The organism is Streptomyces sp. WAC05374 (genome assembly GCF_004353505.1).
Taxonomy (GTDB): domain Bacteria; phylum Actinomycetota; class Actinomycetes; order Streptomycetales; family Streptomycetaceae; genus Streptomyces.
Window position 1 is genome coordinate 29,389 of the sequence record NZ_SMNQ01000005.1, and the last position, 16,256, is coordinate 45,644.

Sequence of the window (16,256 nt, forward strand, 5' to 3'; positions counted from 1 at the left end):
AGGCGTCCCGGCGCCGCCACGGACGAACTGGTACGCGTTCTAGTTGTCCGGCCAGTCTGCTGAGACTTACCCCCGGTACGCAAGGGTCGTGCACGCCCCGTCGGGCGAGGGAACCGGCCCACGCCCCTTGCCACTTGTAGAACCCGTTACTACCTTGCGGGCAGCTTCTGATGGGCCATCAGATATGGAGGCCGTCGATGACCTGCCCCCACCTCCCCGGGCTGCCCGAGGGGTTCGACCCCACCGACCCCGACCTGCTCCGGGCCCGGGTGCCGCTCCCCGAGTTCGCCACCCTGCGGCGAACGGCCCCCGTCTGGTGGTGCGCCCAGCCGCGCCGCGTCTCCGGGTTCGACGACGAGGGGTACTGGGCGGTGACCCGGCACGCCGACGTCAAGTACGTCTCCACGCACCCGGAGCTGTTCTCCTCCCACACCAACACCGCGATCATCCGGTTCAACGAGACCATCAGCCGCGACCAGATCGACGCCCAGAAGATGATCATGCTCAACATGGACCCGCCCGAGCACACCCGGGTCCGCCAGATCGTCCAGCGCGGCTTCACCCCCCGGGCGATCCGGTCCCTGGAGAACGCCCTGCGCGACCGCGCCCGCTCCATCGTGGAGACGGCGGTCGCGCACGCGCGGGACGACGGCTCCTTCGACTTCGTCACCGACATCGCCGTCGAACTGCCGCTCCAGGCCATCGCCGAGCTCATCGGCATACCCCAGCGGGACCGCGCCAAGATCTTCGACTGGTCCAACAAGATGGCGGGGTACGACGACCCCGAGTACGCCGTCACGGAGGAGGTCGGCACCGAGGCGGCCATGGAGATCGTCTCGTACGCGATGAACATCGCCGCCGCCCGCAAGGAGTGCCCGGCCAAGGACATCGTGTCCCAGCTCGTGGCGGCCGAGGACGAGGGCAACCTGGCGAGCGACGAGTTCGGCTTCTTCGTGATCCTCCTCGCGGTGGCGGGCAACGAGACCACCCGCAACGCCATCACCCACGGCATGCACGCCTTCCTCACCCACCCCGAGCAGTGGGAGCTGTACCGGCGCGAGCGCCCCCGCACGGCGGCCGAGGAGATCGTGCGGTGGGCCACCCCCGTGGTCTCCTTCCAGCGCACCGCCACCCGCGACCTGGAGCTGGGCGGCCAGAAGATCGCCGCGGGCGACCGGGTCGGCCTGTTCTACTCCTCCGCCAACAACGACCCCGAGGTCTTCGACCACCCCGAACGCTTCGACATCACCCGCGACCCCAATCCGCACCTCGGCTTCGGCGGCGGCGGCCCGCACTTCTGCCTCGGCAAGTCCCTGGCCGTCCTGGAGATCGACCTCGTCTTCAACGCCATCGCCGACCACCTGCCGGGCCTGCGTCTCGCCGGTGACCCCCGGCGGCTGCGGGCGGCATGGCTGAACGGCATCAAGGAACTCCGGGTCAGCCTCGGGTCCCGAACCTCTTGAGCCGCCCCACCGGCCACTGAAAGAGTGAGAGCGACCAGCTCACACAACGGGATCGGCGGAAGAATGGCCGGGGAACAACCGAATCAGCACCTCAGCGTCACCGAACGGACGCGGCACCGGCGGCTGCGGGAGAAGGGCAGCACCCTGCGCTCCGACCTCGACGACATCCTGCGCGCGGGGTTCCTGTGCCACCTCGCGGTCGTCGTCGACGGAGCGCCTATGGCGGTACCGACCGTCTACGGCGTGGACTTCGAGACCCGCGTCCTGTACCTGCACGGCTCCGTCGCCAGCCGCAGCCTCGTCCAGTCCCCCGGCGCCCCCGTGTGCGTCACCGTCACCCACGTCGACGGACTCGTGCTCGCCCGGTCCGTCTTCGAGCACGGGGTCAACTACCGCTGCGCCATGGTCCACGGCTCCCCGCGCCGGGTCACCGACGGGGAGGAACTGCTGCACGGGCTGCGCGTCCTGACCGAGAGCTGCGCACCGGGGCAGTGGGAGTACGCGCGTACGCCCAGCCGCAAGGAGCTGGCGGCCACCACGCTGCTCGCCCTGCCGCTCGACGAGGCCTCGGTGAAGATCTCGTCCGGCCCGCCGGACGACGGGGACGGGCCGGACGCCGCGCTGGGACTGTGGGCCGGGGTCGTCCCGTAACGGCCGGTCTTCGGCGCCCCCGAGCCGGACCCGGCGCTCCCCGCCGGCCTGCCGGTTCCCGCGCACATCGCGGCCCTCACCGGGCGGGCATGACACGACCGGATTCGTACGCCTGGTGGGCGAGGAGGTGACGTACGTTCGGCGTCATGAACCAAGAGCGATGGACCGCCGTGGACGACTACCTCACCGACATGCTGGCGCCCGCCGACGAGGCACTGGCCGCCGCGCTCACCGACAGCGACGCGGCCGGCCTGCCGGCGATCGGCGTGTCGGCGCCGCAGGGGAAGCTGCTGCACCTGCTGGCCCGCATCCAGGGGGCCCGCACCGTGCTGGAGATCGGCACGCTCGGCGGCTACAGCACCATGTGGCTGGCCCGCGCACTGCCCGACGACGGCAGGCTGATCTCGCTGGAGTACAACCCGGACCACGCACGTGTCGCCCGCGCCAACCTGGCGAGGGCGGGGCTGGACAAGGTGGCCGAGGTGCGGACGGGCGCGGCCCTGGACACGCTGCCGCAGCTCGCGGAGGAGGGCACGGGCCCGTTCGACCTGGTCTTCATCGACGCCGACAAGCCCAACAACCCGCGATACCTGGAGTGGGCGCTGCGGCTGACACGGCCGGGCAGCCTGATCGTGGTCGACAACGTGGTGCGCGGCGGCGCGGTCACCGACGAGTCCTCGACGGACCCGGCGGTGACCGCGACGCGTGCGCTGTTCGATCTGGTGGCGCGCGATCCGCGGCTGGACGCCACGGCGCTCCAGACGGTCGGCGCCAAGGGTTACGACGGGATGCTGCTGGCCCGCGTGGCGGCCTGACCGGCCGTCACAGCCGCAGCAGGCGGTCGGCCATCTCGCGGTAGGCCTGGAGGGTCACCCGCAGCCGCTCCGTGTCCGGCTCGTGCTCGTCGCCGCCGCCCTCCCAGTCGGCCCGCAGGGTGCGGCGGTGGTCGGTCAGGGCGGCCGTGAGCCGGTCGGTGGCCGCGTCCAGCACGGCGGCGGCCTCCTTGACGGACTGGTGCGGGCTGTCGACGAACCCGGTGACGGACTCGTGGAGGCGCCGGGTGAGTTCCTCGCGCGCCTCGCCGGGCACCAGCGGCGCGGACACACCCGCCACACCGCCCGCCCGCCGCACGGCCCCGTCCCCGGTGCCGGTGGCGGCGGAAGTGCCGGTGCCGGCGGGGGTGTGCGGGGTCGCCGGGGCGGCGGGTGACGCGTCGGGGGCGCCGGTGCCGGCCGGGGTGGGCGCGGTCACCGGGTCGCCGGTGCCGGTGGGGGGCGGCGCGGCGCCGTCCCGGGCGGCGGCCTCGTTCAGGGTGCCGACCCGGTACGACGTACCGGAGCGGTGCGGGGTGCCGGGGGCGGCCGGTGCGCCGGTCTCGCGGGGCCCGCCGTCGCCCGGCAGGTCACCGGCCGCGTGCGCGGTGCCCGGGGCGCCGGCCCCGTACGGACCGGAGGGAGCGTGCGGGTCCTGGGGGGCGTGCGGGTCGTGGGGGGCGTGCGGGCCGTGAGGGGCGTGCGGGCCGGGCGCTGTGCGCGGGCCGGGGGACGAGTGGGGGCCGTGGGCCTCGGTGGGCATGTCGGGTCCGGTCGGCTTCTGCGGGGACATCAGGCACCACTCCCCTTCGGCCACGGCGCGTGGAACCGGTGGCCCCGGCCCGCCGGGCGGTGCGGGGCGTGACGGGCGTGGTCCTCGGGGTGGTCGCTGACGAGCTCCTCGAAGAGCCGCCGGGCGTCGACCATCGCGGCGCGCAGCGCCTCGGTGCCCATGTGCGGGTCACGGCCGTCCAGGTGGGCGGCGCGGTGCACGCGCCGGTAGCCGTCGACGTGGTGGGCGTGGTGCACGGACAGCGCGGCGACCTGCTCCTCGTACGCGGTGGCCGCCGCGAAGCCGCGGTCCTCGGCCAGTCGGGCCAGCAGGCGGTCCGCCTCGGCGACGGCCTGGTGCGGCGCGTCGACGAACTGCTCCTGGAGGCCCGCCCACAGGGCCACGTACCGTTCGCGGGCCTCACGGGTCAGCGGCTTGGGCCGCAGGTCGCCGTGGCGTGAGACGCGCTCGGCGAGTTCGCGTTCGGCCGCCTTGGTGTCGCCGTCGTGCCGGGCGACCACCCGCTCGTACTCGGGGCCGAACCGTCGCTTCAGCCCCCGGCCGCCCCGTCCGGCGCCCCGGCCGGGGCCCGCGTAGAGGACCATGGCGACCACGGCGACGAAGACGACGACCAGGGCGCCGACGATCAGGACAGTGGACATGACTGTCTTCCCTCGATCCGCAAGTCAGGGTCTCTTCGTGACACTTCATGACTCTTCGTGTCTCTTCGACGGCCCGTGTTGCCGCAAATACGTTGGCCAAACGGTGGGCGCCCGGGATAGGGACACACCATGACGAGCTCTGCCCTGACCAACTGGACCATCCGCCCCGAGCGTTACGACAGCCCCGACGCCACCGCGCTGCGCCGCGACTACTACGACGACGTCGCAAGCCGCTACTGGCGCCGGCCGGCGACGGCGGCCGAGATCGACGAGGGGCTCGTCGACGACGGCGTGGAGCTCCTGGCCCCGCCGACCGGCCGGTTCTTCGTCGGCCGGAGGGACGGCGAGCCCGCCGCCTGCGGCGGGGTGCTCCTGCTCGACGCCGAACGGGCCGAGCTCACCCGCGTCTTCGTCCGCCACGCCTTCCGCGGCACCGGCGGGTCGGGCCCGCTCATGGACGCCCTGGAGGCCGCCGCCGCCGAACTGGGCGCCCGGCGCGTGGTCCTCAACACCCGGCTGGACCTGGTGGAGGCCCGCGCCCTGTACACCCGGCGCGGCTACCGCGAGATCCCCGCCTACTGCGAGGGCCCGTACATGGAGATCTGGTACGGCAAGGAGCTGACGCCCTAGAGGCGGTGGTTGCGGCGGGGCTCCGGGGTACGCGGCCGCTCCCGGGTGGAGCCGCACAGCTCGGCCGTCAGCTCCTCGACGAGCTGCACCAGGTCGGTGGGCCGGTCCGGCCCCCACCAGTCGCCGAGCAGCTCCGCGAGGGACTCCTCCCGCGCGTGCGCCAGCCGGACCGCCACGTCCACGCCCTGGTCGGTCAGCACGAGCTGGAGGCCCTCGCGGCGCACCAGGTGCCGTTCCTCGAGCTGCCGGGCGGCCTCGGTGATGATGCCGATCGGCACGGGCGTGGTGTCGGCCAGTCGCGCGGGCTCCACCGTGCCGTGCCGGCGCACGCGCAGCAGCAGCCAGCTCGCCCCCGGCAGCAGGTCCAGCCCGGCGCGGGCGGTGATCTTCTCGTACACCTCCTTGCGGCCCTCGCGGGAGCCGAGCACGGACAGCGCGCGGGCGCACTCGTCGTACGAGGAGCGCTCGACGGGGTTGGAGGCGACCGTCTGGCTGGGGTCGGGCGCGGTGACGGCGCCGCGCAGCCGGTCCTCGCGCAGCAGGAGGGCGATGACGAAGGCGATGACGACGACGGGCGCGGCGTAGAGGAAGACGTCGGTGATGGACGTCGCGTAGGCGTGCAGCACGCCGGGGCGGAGGTCGGGCGGGAGGGTGGCGATGGCGCGGGGGTCGGCGGCCAGTTCGCCGGGCCCGGCGCCCGGGGGCACCTCGCGGCCGGCGAGGGCGTCGGCGAGTTTGCCGGTGAGCCGGTTGGTGAAGACGGTGCCGAAGATGGCGACGCCGAAGGACGCGCCGATGGAGCGGAAGAAGGTGGCACCGGAGGTGGCGACGCCGAGGTCCTCGTACGGGACGGCGTTCTGCACCACGAGCACCAGTACCTGCATGACGAGGCCGAGGCCCGCGCCGAAGACGAAGAAGTACAGGCTCAGTTCCGCGTCGGAGCTGGTCTCCGTCATCCGGTGCAGCAGGACCAGCCCGAGGGCGGTGACGGCGGTGCCGAGGACGGGGAAGATCTTCCAGCGTCCGGTCCGGCTGACGATCTGGCCGGAACCGGTGGAGGTGAGCAGCATGCCGAGCACCATCGGCAGCATGTGCACCCCGGACATGGTCGGGGTGACCCCCCGGACGACCTGGAGGAACGTCGGCAGGTAGGTCATCGCGCCGAACATCGCGAAGCCGACGACGAAGCTGATGACCGACACCAGCGTGAAGGTGCGGATGCGGAACAGCTTCAGCGGCAGGACGGGCTCGGCGGCGCGCCGCTCGACGCGCACGAACCACACGAGCAGGACGGCGCCGAGGACGGCGAGGCCGATGATCGGCGCCGAGCCCCAGGCCCAGGTGGTGCCGCCGAGGGAGGCCACCAGGACCAGGCAGGTGGCGACGGAGGCGATGAGGAAGGTGCCGAGGTAGTCGATGGTGTGGCGGGCGGCGCGCACCGGGATGTGGAGCACGGCGGCGATGACGAAGAGGGCGACGACGCCGATGGGGAGATTGATGTAGAACACCCAGCGCCAGGACAGGTGCTGGGTGAACAGGCCGCCGAGGAGCGGTCCGAGGATGCTGGTGGCGCCGAACACGGCGCCGAAGAGTCCCTGGTACTTGCCGCGCTCGCGGGGCGGGACCAGGTCGCCGACGATCGCCATGGACAGCACCATCAGGCCGCCGCCGCCCAGGCCCTGGACCGCACGGAAGGCGATGAGCTGCGGCATGTTCTGCGCGATGCCGCACAGGGCCGAGCCGATGAGGAAGATGACGATGGCGGTCTGGAAGAGCTTCTTGCGCCCGTACTGGTCGCCGAGCTTGCCCCACAGCGGGGTGCCCGCGGTCGAGGCGAGCATGTAGGCGGTGACGACCCAGGAGAGGTGCTCCATGCCGCCGAGTTCGCTGACGATGGTCGGCAGGGCGGTGGAGACGATGGTCTGGTCGAGTGCCGCCAGGAGCATCCCGAGCAACAGGGCGCCGATGGCGACCAGGACGGTACGCCGGTTCCGGCCGTGGCCCGGGGCGGGGCCGGTGGCCGGGGTGGTCACTTCCTGCGCCATGGCTTCTCCCTCGTCGTCTCGCGGGCGGTGCGGGCGGCCTCCTCGTGGACCGTCGTCCCGCGGGCGTGCGGCGGGCCGGACGCGTACCCCTCGTTTCCCCCTCCCATCCTGGGCGCTTCGTCCCGATACGGCCCGCCGAGCGGGTACGGGGGTGCGGAGGGTGGTCCTCCGGTGTGCCCGGCGGGCTGCATAATCGCTCGCAATGCAAGGGGAGGGGCCCACATTGACGGGACGGATCTGTCGTGAGTGCGGTGACGGCGACTGTCGCTGCGCGTCCGGGGAGGACACGCTCGGCATACGTCCGTACGTGAACCTGCGGGCGGAGCCGGACCTCGCGCCGGGTCCGCCGCCGGTGCCGCCCGCGTCCACCATGCCGCTGTACGTGCCACTGGAGCCGGAACTGGTGCCGCTGGAGCCGGCGGGTCCACCGCGCGGCGCACGGGCGGGGGCCAGGGCGCGGGCGCGGGCCGAGGCGCGGTCCCGCAACCGTGCCCGCCGTCCGTACGCCGTGGTCGGCGCCGGGGCGGCCGTGGTCGTGGTGGTGGGCGTGGCGGCCTTCGCGGGCGGGCTGTTCGGCGGGGACGGCGAGTCGGACCGGGTCCTGCCCGCGCCGAGCACGCCGGCCTGGCCGAGCGGCGACCCGGAGGGCCTGCCGTCCCGGGCGCCGGACCCGGCGTCGCCGACGGCGTCCCCGTCCGCCGACGCCTCCGCGTCCGCCTCCGCTTCGGGGCCGGCGTCCCCGTCCGCCACCGCACCGACGACCGCGGCCGCGTCCCTCGCCGTGGCCGGGCCGGGTTCGGCGTCCGCCTCGCCGGGCCAGGGCCCGGACCGTCCGGGCGTCGGCCCGTCGCCGGACCGCACGCGCGGGCCGAGCCCCGAGGCGTCCGGCGACACCTCGGTCACGCTGCGGCGCGGCGACCGGGGCCCGGAGGTGTCGGAGCTGCAGTACCGGCTGCGGGAGGCCGGGCTGTACGACGGCCCCATGAACGGCCGCTACAACCAGGCCGTCGAGGACGGCGTGGCCCGCTACCAGTACGCCCGGAACCTGGAGGGCGACGGCTGGGGCGTGTACGGACCGGAGACCCGGCAGTGGCTGGAGGCCGAGACGACGGGGCCCTGACGGCGACGGCGGGCGACGGGCCTGTGGCGGCACGGGGGACGACGGGCCCCTGGCGGCGGGGGGCGACGGGCCCCTGGCGGCGCGGGGGACGACGGGCCTGTGACGGCGCGGCGGACCGGGTTGGCGTCGGGCGGAGCCGGGCCGGTGCCGGGCGGAGCCGGTTGTTCCACGCGCGTCGGGCGGGCGCACCGGCAGGCGTCGGGCAGAACGGGTTGGCGTCGGGCGGAGCCTTTTTGTATCGTGGAGGAACAAAGTGGTCCCGCCCGTATACCCTGACCGGCGGGCGGGCCACTTCGTACCCTCATTCTCCCCCCTCTCCAGTGGAGACCGCCGATGCCGGCCACCCCTTCCGTCCTGACCGCCCGGGCCCTCCTCCTCGACATGGACGGCACGCTCGTCAACTCGGACGCCGTGGTGGAGCGCTGCTGGCGCCGCTGGGCGATACGGCACGGGCTGGACCCGGAGGAGGCCCTGAAGGTCGTCCACGGCCGCCAGGGGTACGCCACCATGGCCGTCCTCCTCCCGGACCGCCCGATGGAGGAGAACCACGCCGACAACCGCGTGATGCTCGCCGAGGAGACCGCCGACCTGGACGGGGTCGTGCCGATCGCCGGCGCACCCGCGTTCATGGCCGCCCTCGCCGGCCTGCCGCACGCCCTGGTCACCTCCGCCGACGAGCGGCTCGCCCGGGCCCGTATGGGCGCGGCGGGGCTGCCGATGCCGGGGGTGCGGGTGACCGCGGAGTGCGTGGGCGCCAGCAAGCCGGACCCGGAGGGGTTCCTGAAGGGCGCGGCCGAGCTGGGCTTCGCCCCGGCGGAGTGCGTGGTGTTCGAGGACTCCGAGGCGGGCATCCTGGCCGGCCGCGCCGCCGGGATGCGCGTGGTGGGCGTCGGCCCGCGTGCCGGCGCGTTCGCCCCGGACGTCCACGTGCCGGACCTGACGCACGTGCGCGTGGAGGCGGACGGCGCCGACGGCACGGTCCGCCTCCACGTGGGGTGACCGTCAGGGCGCGAGCGCCTCGTACAGGCTGAAGCCCGCCAGCGCCAGCATCAGGCAGGCGGCGACCCTGGTGATCAGCCGCAGCGGTACGTACTTCATGAGCGTCCGCCCGCCCAGGATGCCGATCCCCGCGACCGCCCACAGGGCGAGCACGGCACCGAGGCCCACGGAGAGCGGGTCGTCGTAGCGGGCGGCGAGGTTCGCCGTCATGATCTGTGTCAGGTCGCCGAACTCCGCGACCAGGATCAGCATGAAGCCCGCCCCGGAGACCTTCCAGAAGGACTGGTCGGCCGGGGCCTTGATCTGCTCGTCCTCCCCGTCGTCCTTCTTCAGCAGCAGCACCGCCGCCCCGCACAGGAAGAGCACGCCCACCAGCGCCTGCACCAGCCGGTGCGGGAGCAGGGTCAGCACGCTGCCGGCGGCGACGGCCAGCACGACGTGGACGGCGAAGGCGGCGGCGACACCGGCGAAGACGTACGACGCGCGGTAGCGGGTGCCCAGCATGAGCCCGGCGAGGGCGGTCTTGTCGGGGAGTTCGGCCAGGAAGACGACGCCGAAGGCGATCGCCGTGATCGAAAGGCTGAGCACGGGATGGGATCCTCAATCGGTCGGGGCTCCGCCGTACCGAGAAGAGACGTGTCAGGGGTCGCTTCGGCTCGGCGGCGCCATGGGGGTGGGCATGGCACTGCTGTGGCCGAAGGTCTCGCTGGCGGACGTACGCGACGCCGCCTCCGGGCGCCGGCCGGGCACGAGGCCCAGCAGTATGTCGACGGTCCGGCGAAGAGCTACTCCCCTTCTGCTCCGTCCAGGGTACGCGACGGGCCGCGCGGGGCCCGGGCCGGGCCCGCCGTCACGGGGCCTCGTGCCGGTGCAGCCTCCCGCGCGCCACCAGCTCCAGCACGGCCGCCACCGCCACCCCCTGCACGGCCATCAGCCCCACCAGCACGAAGAGCTGCACCGCCCCCGCCAGCAGCGGGGACGCACCGCCCAGCAGCATCCCCACGAACGCGCCCGGCAGGGTGACGAGCCCCACCGTCCTGGTCTGGTCGAGCCCCGGCAGCAGCGCGTCCGCCGCCGCCTCCCGGGCGACCTCCAGCCGCGCGTCCCGGTCCGGCAGCCCGAGCGCCAGCCCGGCCTCCACCTCGCCGTGCCGGGTCCCGAGCTCGTCCAGGGCGCGCCGCCCGCCGAGCACCGTCGCGGTGAGCGCCCCGCCGATGAGGATGCCGGTCACGGGAATCAGCGCGATGCCCCTGACCGGAACGAGCCCGGTCAGCACCAGCGCGCCGACCACCGGGACGACCCCGGCGGCGATGGGCAGGGCCGCCCACCACCAGGTGCCGTTGGGCGTGAGGCGGCGCCCCGCGGTGCGTACCGCCACGGCGTACATGAGCAGCAGGAAGGCGAGCAGCAGCGGCAGGGAGCGGACGACCCACCCGATGATCAGCGACACGGCGGCGAGCTGCACCGCGGCCCGGACCCCCGCGGTGACGATCTCGCGCGGCGCCCGCAGGTGGGCGAGCGCCGCGACGGCCGCGGCGACGGCGAGCAGGACGGCCAGAACAGCCGCGAACGTGGCGTTGACGGGCAGCAGCACATGTCAACCCTAAAGCCGGACAAGCCAGGTGCCGGAAGGTCAGAAACCGGGCACACCCCTTGATGTGACGTGCACATGTCGTCACTCTGTAACCCGGCGCATCCCCCGGGGCAACCTGGCGCCACCACGATGACCGAGCCGCCCGAACGGGCGATCCGGCCAACACCCCCACATCTCAAGGGAGTCACCCATGTCCGGTGTCTACGCGCGTCGCATAGCCGTGCTCGCCGCGTCCGCCGCCCTCACCGCCACCGGCGTCCTGGCCACCGCCCCGGCCGCCCACGCCGCTCCGCCCACCCCGATCAGCGCCGCCACCGCCCGCACGTACCTGGGCCAGCTCACGGTGAAGGCGGAAGGTTCCTCCACCGGCTACAGCCGCGACCTGTTCCCGCACTGGAGCACCCAGTCGGGCACCTGCAACACCCGCGAGGTCGTCCTCAAGCGCGACGGCGTCAACGTGGTCCAGGACTCGAGCTGTGCGGCGGTCAGCGGCAGTTGGTACTCCGAGTACGACGGCGCCACCTGGCGCGCGGCGTCGGACCTCGACATCGACCACGTCGTCGCCCTCGCCGAGGCCTGGCGCTCCGGCGCGAACGGCTGGACCACCTCGCAGCGCCAGGCCTTCGCCAACGACCTGACGCGCCCGCAGCTCATCGCGGTCACCGACGACGTCAACCAGGCCAAGAGCGACCTCGACCCCGCCGAGTGGCTGCCGCCGCGCACCGCGTACCGCTGCACCTACGCCCGCATGTGGGTGCACGTGAAGCACCACTGGAACCTGAGCGTGGACTCCGCCGAGAAGAGCGCGCTCCAGTCGGTGCTCAACGGCTGCTGAGCCTCCGCCCGCCCTCCGCCCGCCGTTCGTTCCCCGGCGGGCCACGGAGGCGTCGGGCTGCCCGCCGCCTCCGTCGTTCCGTACCGTGGGAGTGGAGTACGGGCGGGCGACGGAGGAGGCCGGACATGGCAGCCGGACTACGTTTGGGGCCGGTGCTGCGGTACGTCGACTGGGAGCGCGGCGACCGCGCGACCATCTGGGTGGAGGCGGACCGGCCCTGCACGGCCGAGGTCCGGTGCCCCGGCGGAGGCGGCGGCACGATGCGCACGTTCCAGGTGGCGGGGCACCACTACGCGCTGATCCCGGTCGGCGGCCTCACGCCGGGGTCGACGACCCCGTACGAGGTGCTCCTGGACGACCGTACGGTGTGGCCGCCCACCGAGGCCCGGTACCCGGCGAGCACGATCACCACCCCCCGCCCGGGGGACGGCGACCTGCGGGTCACCTTCGGCTCCTGCCGCTGGTCCGCGCCGCCCGGAAACGGCAAGGACCCGGTGGGCCCGGACGCGCTGGACAAGCTCGCCGCCCGGCTCTCCGCCGACCCCGGCGCCGTACGCCCCGACGTCCTGCTCCTGCTGGGCGACCAGGTGTACGCCGACGAGACCTCCGAGGCCACGCGCCGCTGGCTCGCCGCACGCCGTGACCTGAACGAGCCGCCGGGCGGACAGGTGGCGGACTACGAGGAGTACACCCACCTCTACTACGAGTCCTGGCTGGACCCGAGCGTGCGATGGCTGCTCTCCACCGTCCCGAGCTGCATGATCTTCGACGACCACGACGTCGTCGACGACTGGAACACCAGCGCCGCATGGGTCGCCGACATGCGCCGCACGGGATGGTGGCGGGAGCGCATCCTCAGCGGCCTGATGTCGTACTGGGTGCACCAGCACCTGGGCAACCTCTCCCCCGACGAGCTGGACACCGACCCCCTGTACGCGGCGGTCCGCGCGGCGCCGGACGGGACGGAGGTGCTGCGGCGGTTCGCGGCGGAGGCGGACGAGGCTCCGGAGCGGGTGCGCTGGAGCTACCGCCGGGACTTCGGCCGGACCCGGCTGCTGATGATGGACACCCGGGCGGGGCGGGTACTGGCGGAGGACGCCCGCGCCATGCACGACGAGGCCGAGGAACAGTGGCTGCGCGAGGAGGCACTGGCCGACCGCGGGAACTGCGACCACCTGCTGATCGGTTCCTCCCTGCCGTGGCTGCTGCCGCCGCTCATGCACGACGCCGAGACGTGGAACGCCGCGCTGTGCCGGGGCGAGCGCGGCACGCGCTGGGCGCGCGTCTCCGAGCGTGTGCGCCGCACGGCGGACCTGGAGCACTGGCCGGCGTTCCCGGAGTCGTTCGAGCGGCTGGCGCGGCTGCTGGCGGAGGCGGGCAGCGGGCCGGACGCCCCGGCGACGGTGTGCGTCCTGTCGGGCGACGTCCACCACGCGTACGTCGCCGAACCCGTGTGGCCCGAGGCCGCACCCAACTCGCGGGTGGTGCAACTGACGTGCTCGCCGGTGCACAACCGCATCCCGCCCGTGCTGCGCTGGGCGTTCCGGCTCGGCTGGGGCCCGGCGGGGCGGAGGCTCGGGCAGGCGCTGCGCCGCCACGGGCGGGTACGCCCCCCGGTGGTGACCTGGCGCCGCACCGGCGGGCCGTGGTTCGGCAACCAGTTGATGACGCTCACGCTGAACGGGCGCTCGGCGCGGCTGCTGCTGGAGCACGCGCCCACCGCCGGGCGGCGCGACCGGAGCGGCGCGGAACTGCGGACCGTCCACGAACGGACCCTGACGCCCGGGACGGCACCGGGCCGACGATCGTCCAGGAAGGAGCCTTGAGGACCCGGGGGCTCACGGGGCGACGATCGTCCAGGAAGGAGCCCTGGGGGACCCGGGGGCGCACGGGGCGGCGATCGTCCAGGAAGGAGCCCTGGGGACCCGGGGGCTCACGGGGCGACGATCGTCCACGGAGGAGCCCTGGGGACCCGGAGGCGCACGGGCCGACGGCCGTCCACGGAGGAGCCCTGTTGTAGCGGCCGTCCACGATGGAGTCCTGACGCCCGGGGTGTGAACGTCCCGTGAACGTCCGGTTCAGGGCTCCTGCAATCCCGCTCATAGCGGATGGTGATCCTCCGGCCAGGGGTTCGGTGCGGGGCGCGGCAACGGCATGATGAGCACTCGCCCGGCGCCCGCCGCCCCCCGGCGGCGTCGCCGGCGACGCCAGCACCGCCCCCTGCCCCGGGAGTCCGAGTCTTGCCGTCCGAAGTTCCCCACGCCATAGCCCTGGTCGGTGCGGGCCCCCGCGGCACGTCCGTACTCGAACGGCTCTGCGCCTCCGCCCCGGAACTGGCCGCGGGAACCCCGCTGACCGTCCACGTCGTCGACCCGGCCCCGCCCGGCGCGGGCCGCGTCTGGCGCACCGACCAGCCGTCCGAGCTGCTGATGAACACGGTGGCGTGCCAGGTCACGGTCTTCACCGACGAGAGCGTGCGCTGCGAGGGCCCGATACGCCGGGGGCCGAGCCTCTACGAGTGGGCCGCCTCCCGCTCGTACCGCCTCGGCCCCGACGACTACCCCTCGCGCGCCTGCTACGGCGCCTACCTGGAGTGGGCGTTCACCCGCACGGTCGCCGGGGCGCCGCCGGAGGTGACCGTGCGGGTGCACCGCGCCCGGGCCGTACACCTGGCACACCCGGAGGGCCTGGAGGGCGCCGGGCCCCACACGCTCACGCTCGACGACGGCACGGTCCTCGCGGGACTGGACGCCGTCGTCCTCGCCCAGGGCCACCTGCCGGCCGGCGCCCCGTCGTCGGAGCGCCTGGCCGGGTACGCGGCGCGCCACGGGCTGCGGCACTTCCCGCCCGCCAACCCCGCGGACCTCGACCTCACCGCTGTCGCGCCCGGCGAACCGGTGCTGCTGCGGGGCCTGGGGCTGAACTTCTTCGACCACATGGCCTTGCTGACGGAGGGTCGCGGCGGGACCTTCGTCCGGGAGGGCGGCGCGCTCCGGTACGTACGCTCGGGCCGGGAGCCCCGGCTGTACGCCGGTTCGCGGCGCGGTGTCCCGTACCAGGCGCGCGGCGACAACGAGAAGGGCGCGTCCGCGCGGCACGAGCCGCTGCTGCTGACGCCCGACGTCATCGGGACGTTCCGCAAGCGGGCGGAGGCGGGCGACCCGCCGGACTTCCTGGACGAGATATGGCCGCTGGTGGCCGCGGAGGTCGAGACGACGTACTACGAGACGCTGCTCGGGCGGCCGAGGGGATTCCGCTTCCGCTTCCTGGCCGCGCCGGACGCCACCCTGGACGCGTACGCGGTGCCGCCGGGCGAGCGGTGGTCGTGGGAGCGGGTCGCGCGCCCCTACGCGGGGGAGACGTTCGGCTCGCCGGCCGGCTTCCGTGCCTGGCTGCTGGGCCACCTGCGCCGGGACGCGGCCGAGGCGGCGCTGGGCAACGTGTCCGGTCCGGCCAAGGCCGCGCTGGACGTGCTGCGGGACATCCGCAACGAGCTGCGGCTGATCGTCGACCACGCGGGCCTGCCGGGCGCCTCGCGCCGCGACCACCTCGATCGCTGGTACACCCCGCTGAACGCCTTCCTGTCGATCGGCCCGCCGCGCCGCCGCGTCGAGGAGATGACGGCCCTGATCGAGGCGGGCGTGCTGGACGTGGTCGGCCCCCGTATGCGGGTCCGTCCGGAGAACGGCCTGTTCGTCGCGGAATCCCCCGACGTGCCGGACTCGGCCGTCACCGCCACCACCCTGATCGAGGCCCGGCTGCCGGAGCCGGACATACGGCACACGGGCGACGCGCTCCTGGCCGGGATGCTCGCGGCCGGCCAGTGCCGCACCCATGTCGTCGACGGCTACGACACCGGAGGACTGGACGTCACGCCCTCCCCATACCGCCTGATCAATGGTCAAGGCCGGGCCCACCAGGGGATATTCGCCCTCGGCGTGCCCACCGAGGGCGTCCACTGGGTGACGGCCGCGGGCGCCAGGCCGGGCGTCGACTCGGTGACCCTCACGGACACGGACGCGGTGGCTCGAGCGGCCCTCCAGGAATGCTCCGGCACGGAAGCGGAACGGCCGAATGTTGAACTTGCAAGTATCGATTAGGACTGCCTAACCTGTGGGCTCGTCGGTTCCGTCCCCCAACCGAAGGATGCCCATGTCCACCATCACCGCGCGCCTCGATCAGGCCCGCCCCTATGTGCTCGGCCTGTTCCGGATAGTCGTCGGCCTGCTCTTCCTCTGCCACGGCGCCGCCTCGCTCTTCGGCGTCCTGGGCGGTGCCGGCGGCACCGGGGGCACCGTCCCGACCGGCTCCTGGCCCGGCTGGTACGCGGCCGTCATCGAGCTCGTCTGCGGCGCGCTCGTGCTGGTGGGCCTGGGCACCCGGGCCGCCGCGTTCCTCGCCTCGGGCGCGATGGCGTACGCGTACTTCAAGGTCCACCAGCCGATGGCCCTGTTCCCGCTGAAGAACGGCGGCGAACTGTCGGCCATGTACTGCTGGTCGCTCCTCCTCCTGGTCTTCACCGGCCCCGGCGCCCTGTCGCTGGACGGCCTGCTCACCTCCGCCCAGGCCAACCGGAAGCGCGAGGCGGTCACCGCGTAAGCGCGTCGCCGCGTATCGCGTCGCCGCGGGACCCGGCTGGGCGGGGGCCGGGCGGGGGCGCCGGCCATGGGCGC

At 74.0% G+C, this 16,256-nt stretch carries 15 protein-coding genes and 1 pseudogene; 10 read left to right on the forward strand and 6 right to left on the reverse strand.

The genetic code is table 11. The features are described from left to right. Nucleotides 1-197: 197 nt before the first annotated feature. From E2B92_RS12515 to E2B92_RS12525, 3 genes and pseudogenes are all read left to right on the forward strand, one after another. Entirely contained in the window at nucleotides 198-1,463 is a 1,266-nt protein-coding gene (locus E2B92_RS12515; RefSeq protein WP_126888523.1) for a cytochrome P450, read from the forward strand. A gap of 63 nt (nucleotides 1,464-1,526) precedes the next feature. Continuing rightward, nucleotides 1,527-2,207 (forward strand): annotated as a pseudogene (locus tag E2B92_RS12520) (pyridoxamine 5'-phosphate oxidase family protein). Nucleotides 2,208-2,260: 53 nt separating this feature from the next. Continuing rightward, on the forward strand, nucleotides 2,261-2,929 hold the full coding sequence (locus tag E2B92_RS12525; protein ID WP_126888522.1) for an O-methyltransferase: 669 nt from the start codon (nucleotides 2,261-2,263) through the stop codon (nucleotides 2,927-2,929). Nucleotides 2,930-2,936: 7 nt separating this feature from the next. Here the strand turns inward: E2B92_RS12525 and E2B92_RS12530 are convergent, their stop codons facing one another. Continuing rightward, entirely contained in the window at nucleotides 2,937-3,719 is a 783-nt protein-coding gene (locus E2B92_RS12530) for a hypothetical protein (RefSeq protein ID WP_133087519.1), read from the reverse strand. Next, nucleotides 3,719-4,360, reverse strand: a complete 642-nt coding sequence (locus E2B92_RS12535; RefSeq protein ID WP_133087520.1) for a hypothetical protein — start codon at nucleotides 4,358-4,360, stop codon at nucleotides 3,719-3,721. Before E2B92_RS12535 ends, E2B92_RS12530 begins: the two co-directional genes overlap by 1 nt. 129 nt (nucleotides 4,361-4,489) lie before the next feature. Between E2B92_RS12535 and E2B92_RS12540 the strand changes: the two genes are divergently transcribed. Further along, entirely contained in the window at nucleotides 4,490-4,990 is a 501-nt protein-coding gene (locus tag E2B92_RS12540; protein WP_185923727.1) for a GNAT family N-acetyltransferase, read from the forward strand. Here E2B92_RS12540 and E2B92_RS12545 read toward each other — a convergent pair. Continuing rightward, entirely contained in the window at nucleotides 4,987-7,035 is a 2,049-nt protein-coding gene (locus E2B92_RS12545) for an MDR family MFS transporter (RefSeq protein WP_126888409.1), read from the reverse strand. The two genes, E2B92_RS12540 and E2B92_RS12545, sit on opposite strands and share 4 nt — an antisense overlap. Beyond that, a complete protein-coding gene (locus E2B92_RS33800) occupies nucleotides 7,020-7,142 on the reverse strand; it encodes a hypothetical protein (protein WP_260604425.1) in 123 nt (40 codons plus the stop codon). Before E2B92_RS33800 ends, E2B92_RS12545 begins: the two co-directional genes overlap by 16 nt. A 200-nt stretch (nucleotides 7,143-7,342) precedes the next feature. Between E2B92_RS33800 and E2B92_RS12550 the strand changes: the two genes are divergently transcribed. Beyond that, nucleotides 7,343-8,155, forward strand: a complete 813-nt coding sequence (locus E2B92_RS12550) for a peptidoglycan-binding domain-containing protein (protein ID WP_160159750.1) — start codon at nucleotides 7,343-7,345, stop codon at nucleotides 8,153-8,155. Between the two features lie 333 nt (nucleotides 8,156-8,488). After that, nucleotides 8,489-9,154: an HAD-IA family hydrolase gene (locus tag E2B92_RS12555; protein WP_126888407.1), complete on the forward strand. Its 666-nt coding sequence runs from the start codon at nucleotides 8,489-8,491 to the stop codon at nucleotides 9,152-9,154. A 3-nt stretch (nucleotides 9,155-9,157) separates the two neighbouring features. On the opposite strand, the gene E2B92_RS12560 is transcribed toward E2B92_RS12555, so the two are convergent. Together E2B92_RS12560 and E2B92_RS12565 are read right to left on the reverse strand one after the other, a co-directional pair. After that, nucleotides 9,158-9,742, reverse strand: coding sequence for a TMEM165/GDT1 family protein (locus E2B92_RS12560; RefSeq protein ID WP_126888406.1), 585 nt, complete (start codon nucleotides 9,740-9,742; stop codon nucleotides 9,158-9,160). Between the two features lie 262 nt (nucleotides 9,743-10,004). Then, nucleotides 10,005-10,748 (reverse strand): ABC transporter permease, encoded by a 744-nt coding sequence (locus E2B92_RS12565; RefSeq protein WP_126888405.1) that lies wholly within the window; start codon nucleotides 10,746-10,748, stop codon nucleotides 10,005-10,007. Between the two features lie 190 nt (nucleotides 10,749-10,938). Here E2B92_RS12565 and E2B92_RS12570 point away from each other — a divergent pair, with 190 nt between their 5' ends. The 4 genes from E2B92_RS12570 to E2B92_RS12585 all read left to right on the forward strand — a co-directional run bounded on the left by E2B92_RS12570 (nucleotide 10,939) and on the right by E2B92_RS12585 (nucleotide 16,182). Beyond that, entirely contained in the window at nucleotides 10,939-11,583 is a 645-nt protein-coding gene (locus E2B92_RS12570; protein ID WP_126888404.1) for an HNH endonuclease family protein, read from the forward strand. A gap of 125 nt (nucleotides 11,584-11,708) precedes the next feature. After that, the gene (locus E2B92_RS12575; RefSeq protein ID WP_126888403.1) at nucleotides 11,709-13,409 is read left to right on the forward strand and encodes an alkaline phosphatase D family protein; all 1,701 of its coding nucleotides are present in this window, start codon (nucleotides 11,709-11,711) and stop codon (nucleotides 13,407-13,409) included. 414 nt (nucleotides 13,410-13,823) lie between these two features. Next, complete coding sequence (locus tag E2B92_RS12580; RefSeq protein ID WP_235023799.1) at nucleotides 13,824-15,683, forward strand: FAD/NAD(P)-binding protein; 1,860 nt, start codon at nucleotides 13,824-13,826, stop codon at nucleotides 15,681-15,683. A 61-nt stretch (nucleotides 15,684-15,744) separates the two neighbouring features. Further along, on the forward strand, nucleotides 15,745-16,182 hold the full coding sequence (locus E2B92_RS12585; protein ID WP_133087543.1) for a DoxX family protein: 438 nt from the start codon (nucleotides 15,745-15,747) through the stop codon (nucleotides 16,180-16,182). Nucleotides 16,183-16,256: the final 74 nt, after the last annotated feature.

What these genes read in the sequence shown, in the direction of transcription:
- E2B92_RS12515 (WP_126888523.1), top strand. Translation starts at nt 198, where the DNA reads ATGACCTGCCCCCACCTCCCCGGGCTGCCCGAGGGGTTCGACCCCACC.
- E2B92_RS12525 (WP_126888522.1), top strand. Translation starts at nt 2,261, where the DNA reads ATGAACCAAGAGCGATGGACCGCCGTGGACGACTACCTCACCGACATG.
- E2B92_RS12530 (WP_133087519.1), bottom strand. Translation starts at nt 3,719, where the DNA reads ATGTCCCCGCAGAAGCCGACCGGACCCGACATGCCCACCGAGGCCCAC.
- E2B92_RS12535 (WP_133087520.1), bottom strand. Translation starts at nt 4,360, where the DNA reads ATGTCCACTGTCCTGATCGTCGGCGCCCTGGTCGTCGTCTTCGTCGCC.
- E2B92_RS12540 (WP_185923727.1), top strand. Translation starts at nt 4,490, where the DNA reads ATGACGAGCTCTGCCCTGACCAACTGGACCATCCGCCCCGAGCGTTAC.
- E2B92_RS12545 (WP_126888409.1), bottom strand. Translation starts at nt 7,035, where the DNA reads ATGGCGCAGGAAGTGACCACCCCGGCCACCGGCCCCGCCCCGGGCCAC.
- E2B92_RS33800 (WP_260604425.1), bottom strand. Translation starts at nt 7,142, where the DNA reads ATGGGAGGGGGAAACGAGGGGTACGCGTCCGGCCCGCCGCACGCCCGC.
- E2B92_RS12555 (WP_126888407.1), top strand. Translation starts at nt 8,489, where the DNA reads ATGCCGGCCACCCCTTCCGTCCTGACCGCCCGGGCCCTCCTCCTCGAC.
- E2B92_RS12570 (WP_126888404.1), top strand. Translation starts at nt 10,939, where the DNA reads ATGTCCGGTGTCTACGCGCGTCGCATAGCCGTGCTCGCCGCGTCCGCC.
- E2B92_RS12575 (WP_126888403.1), top strand. Translation starts at nt 11,709, where the DNA reads ATGGCAGCCGGACTACGTTTGGGGCCGGTGCTGCGGTACGTCGACTGG.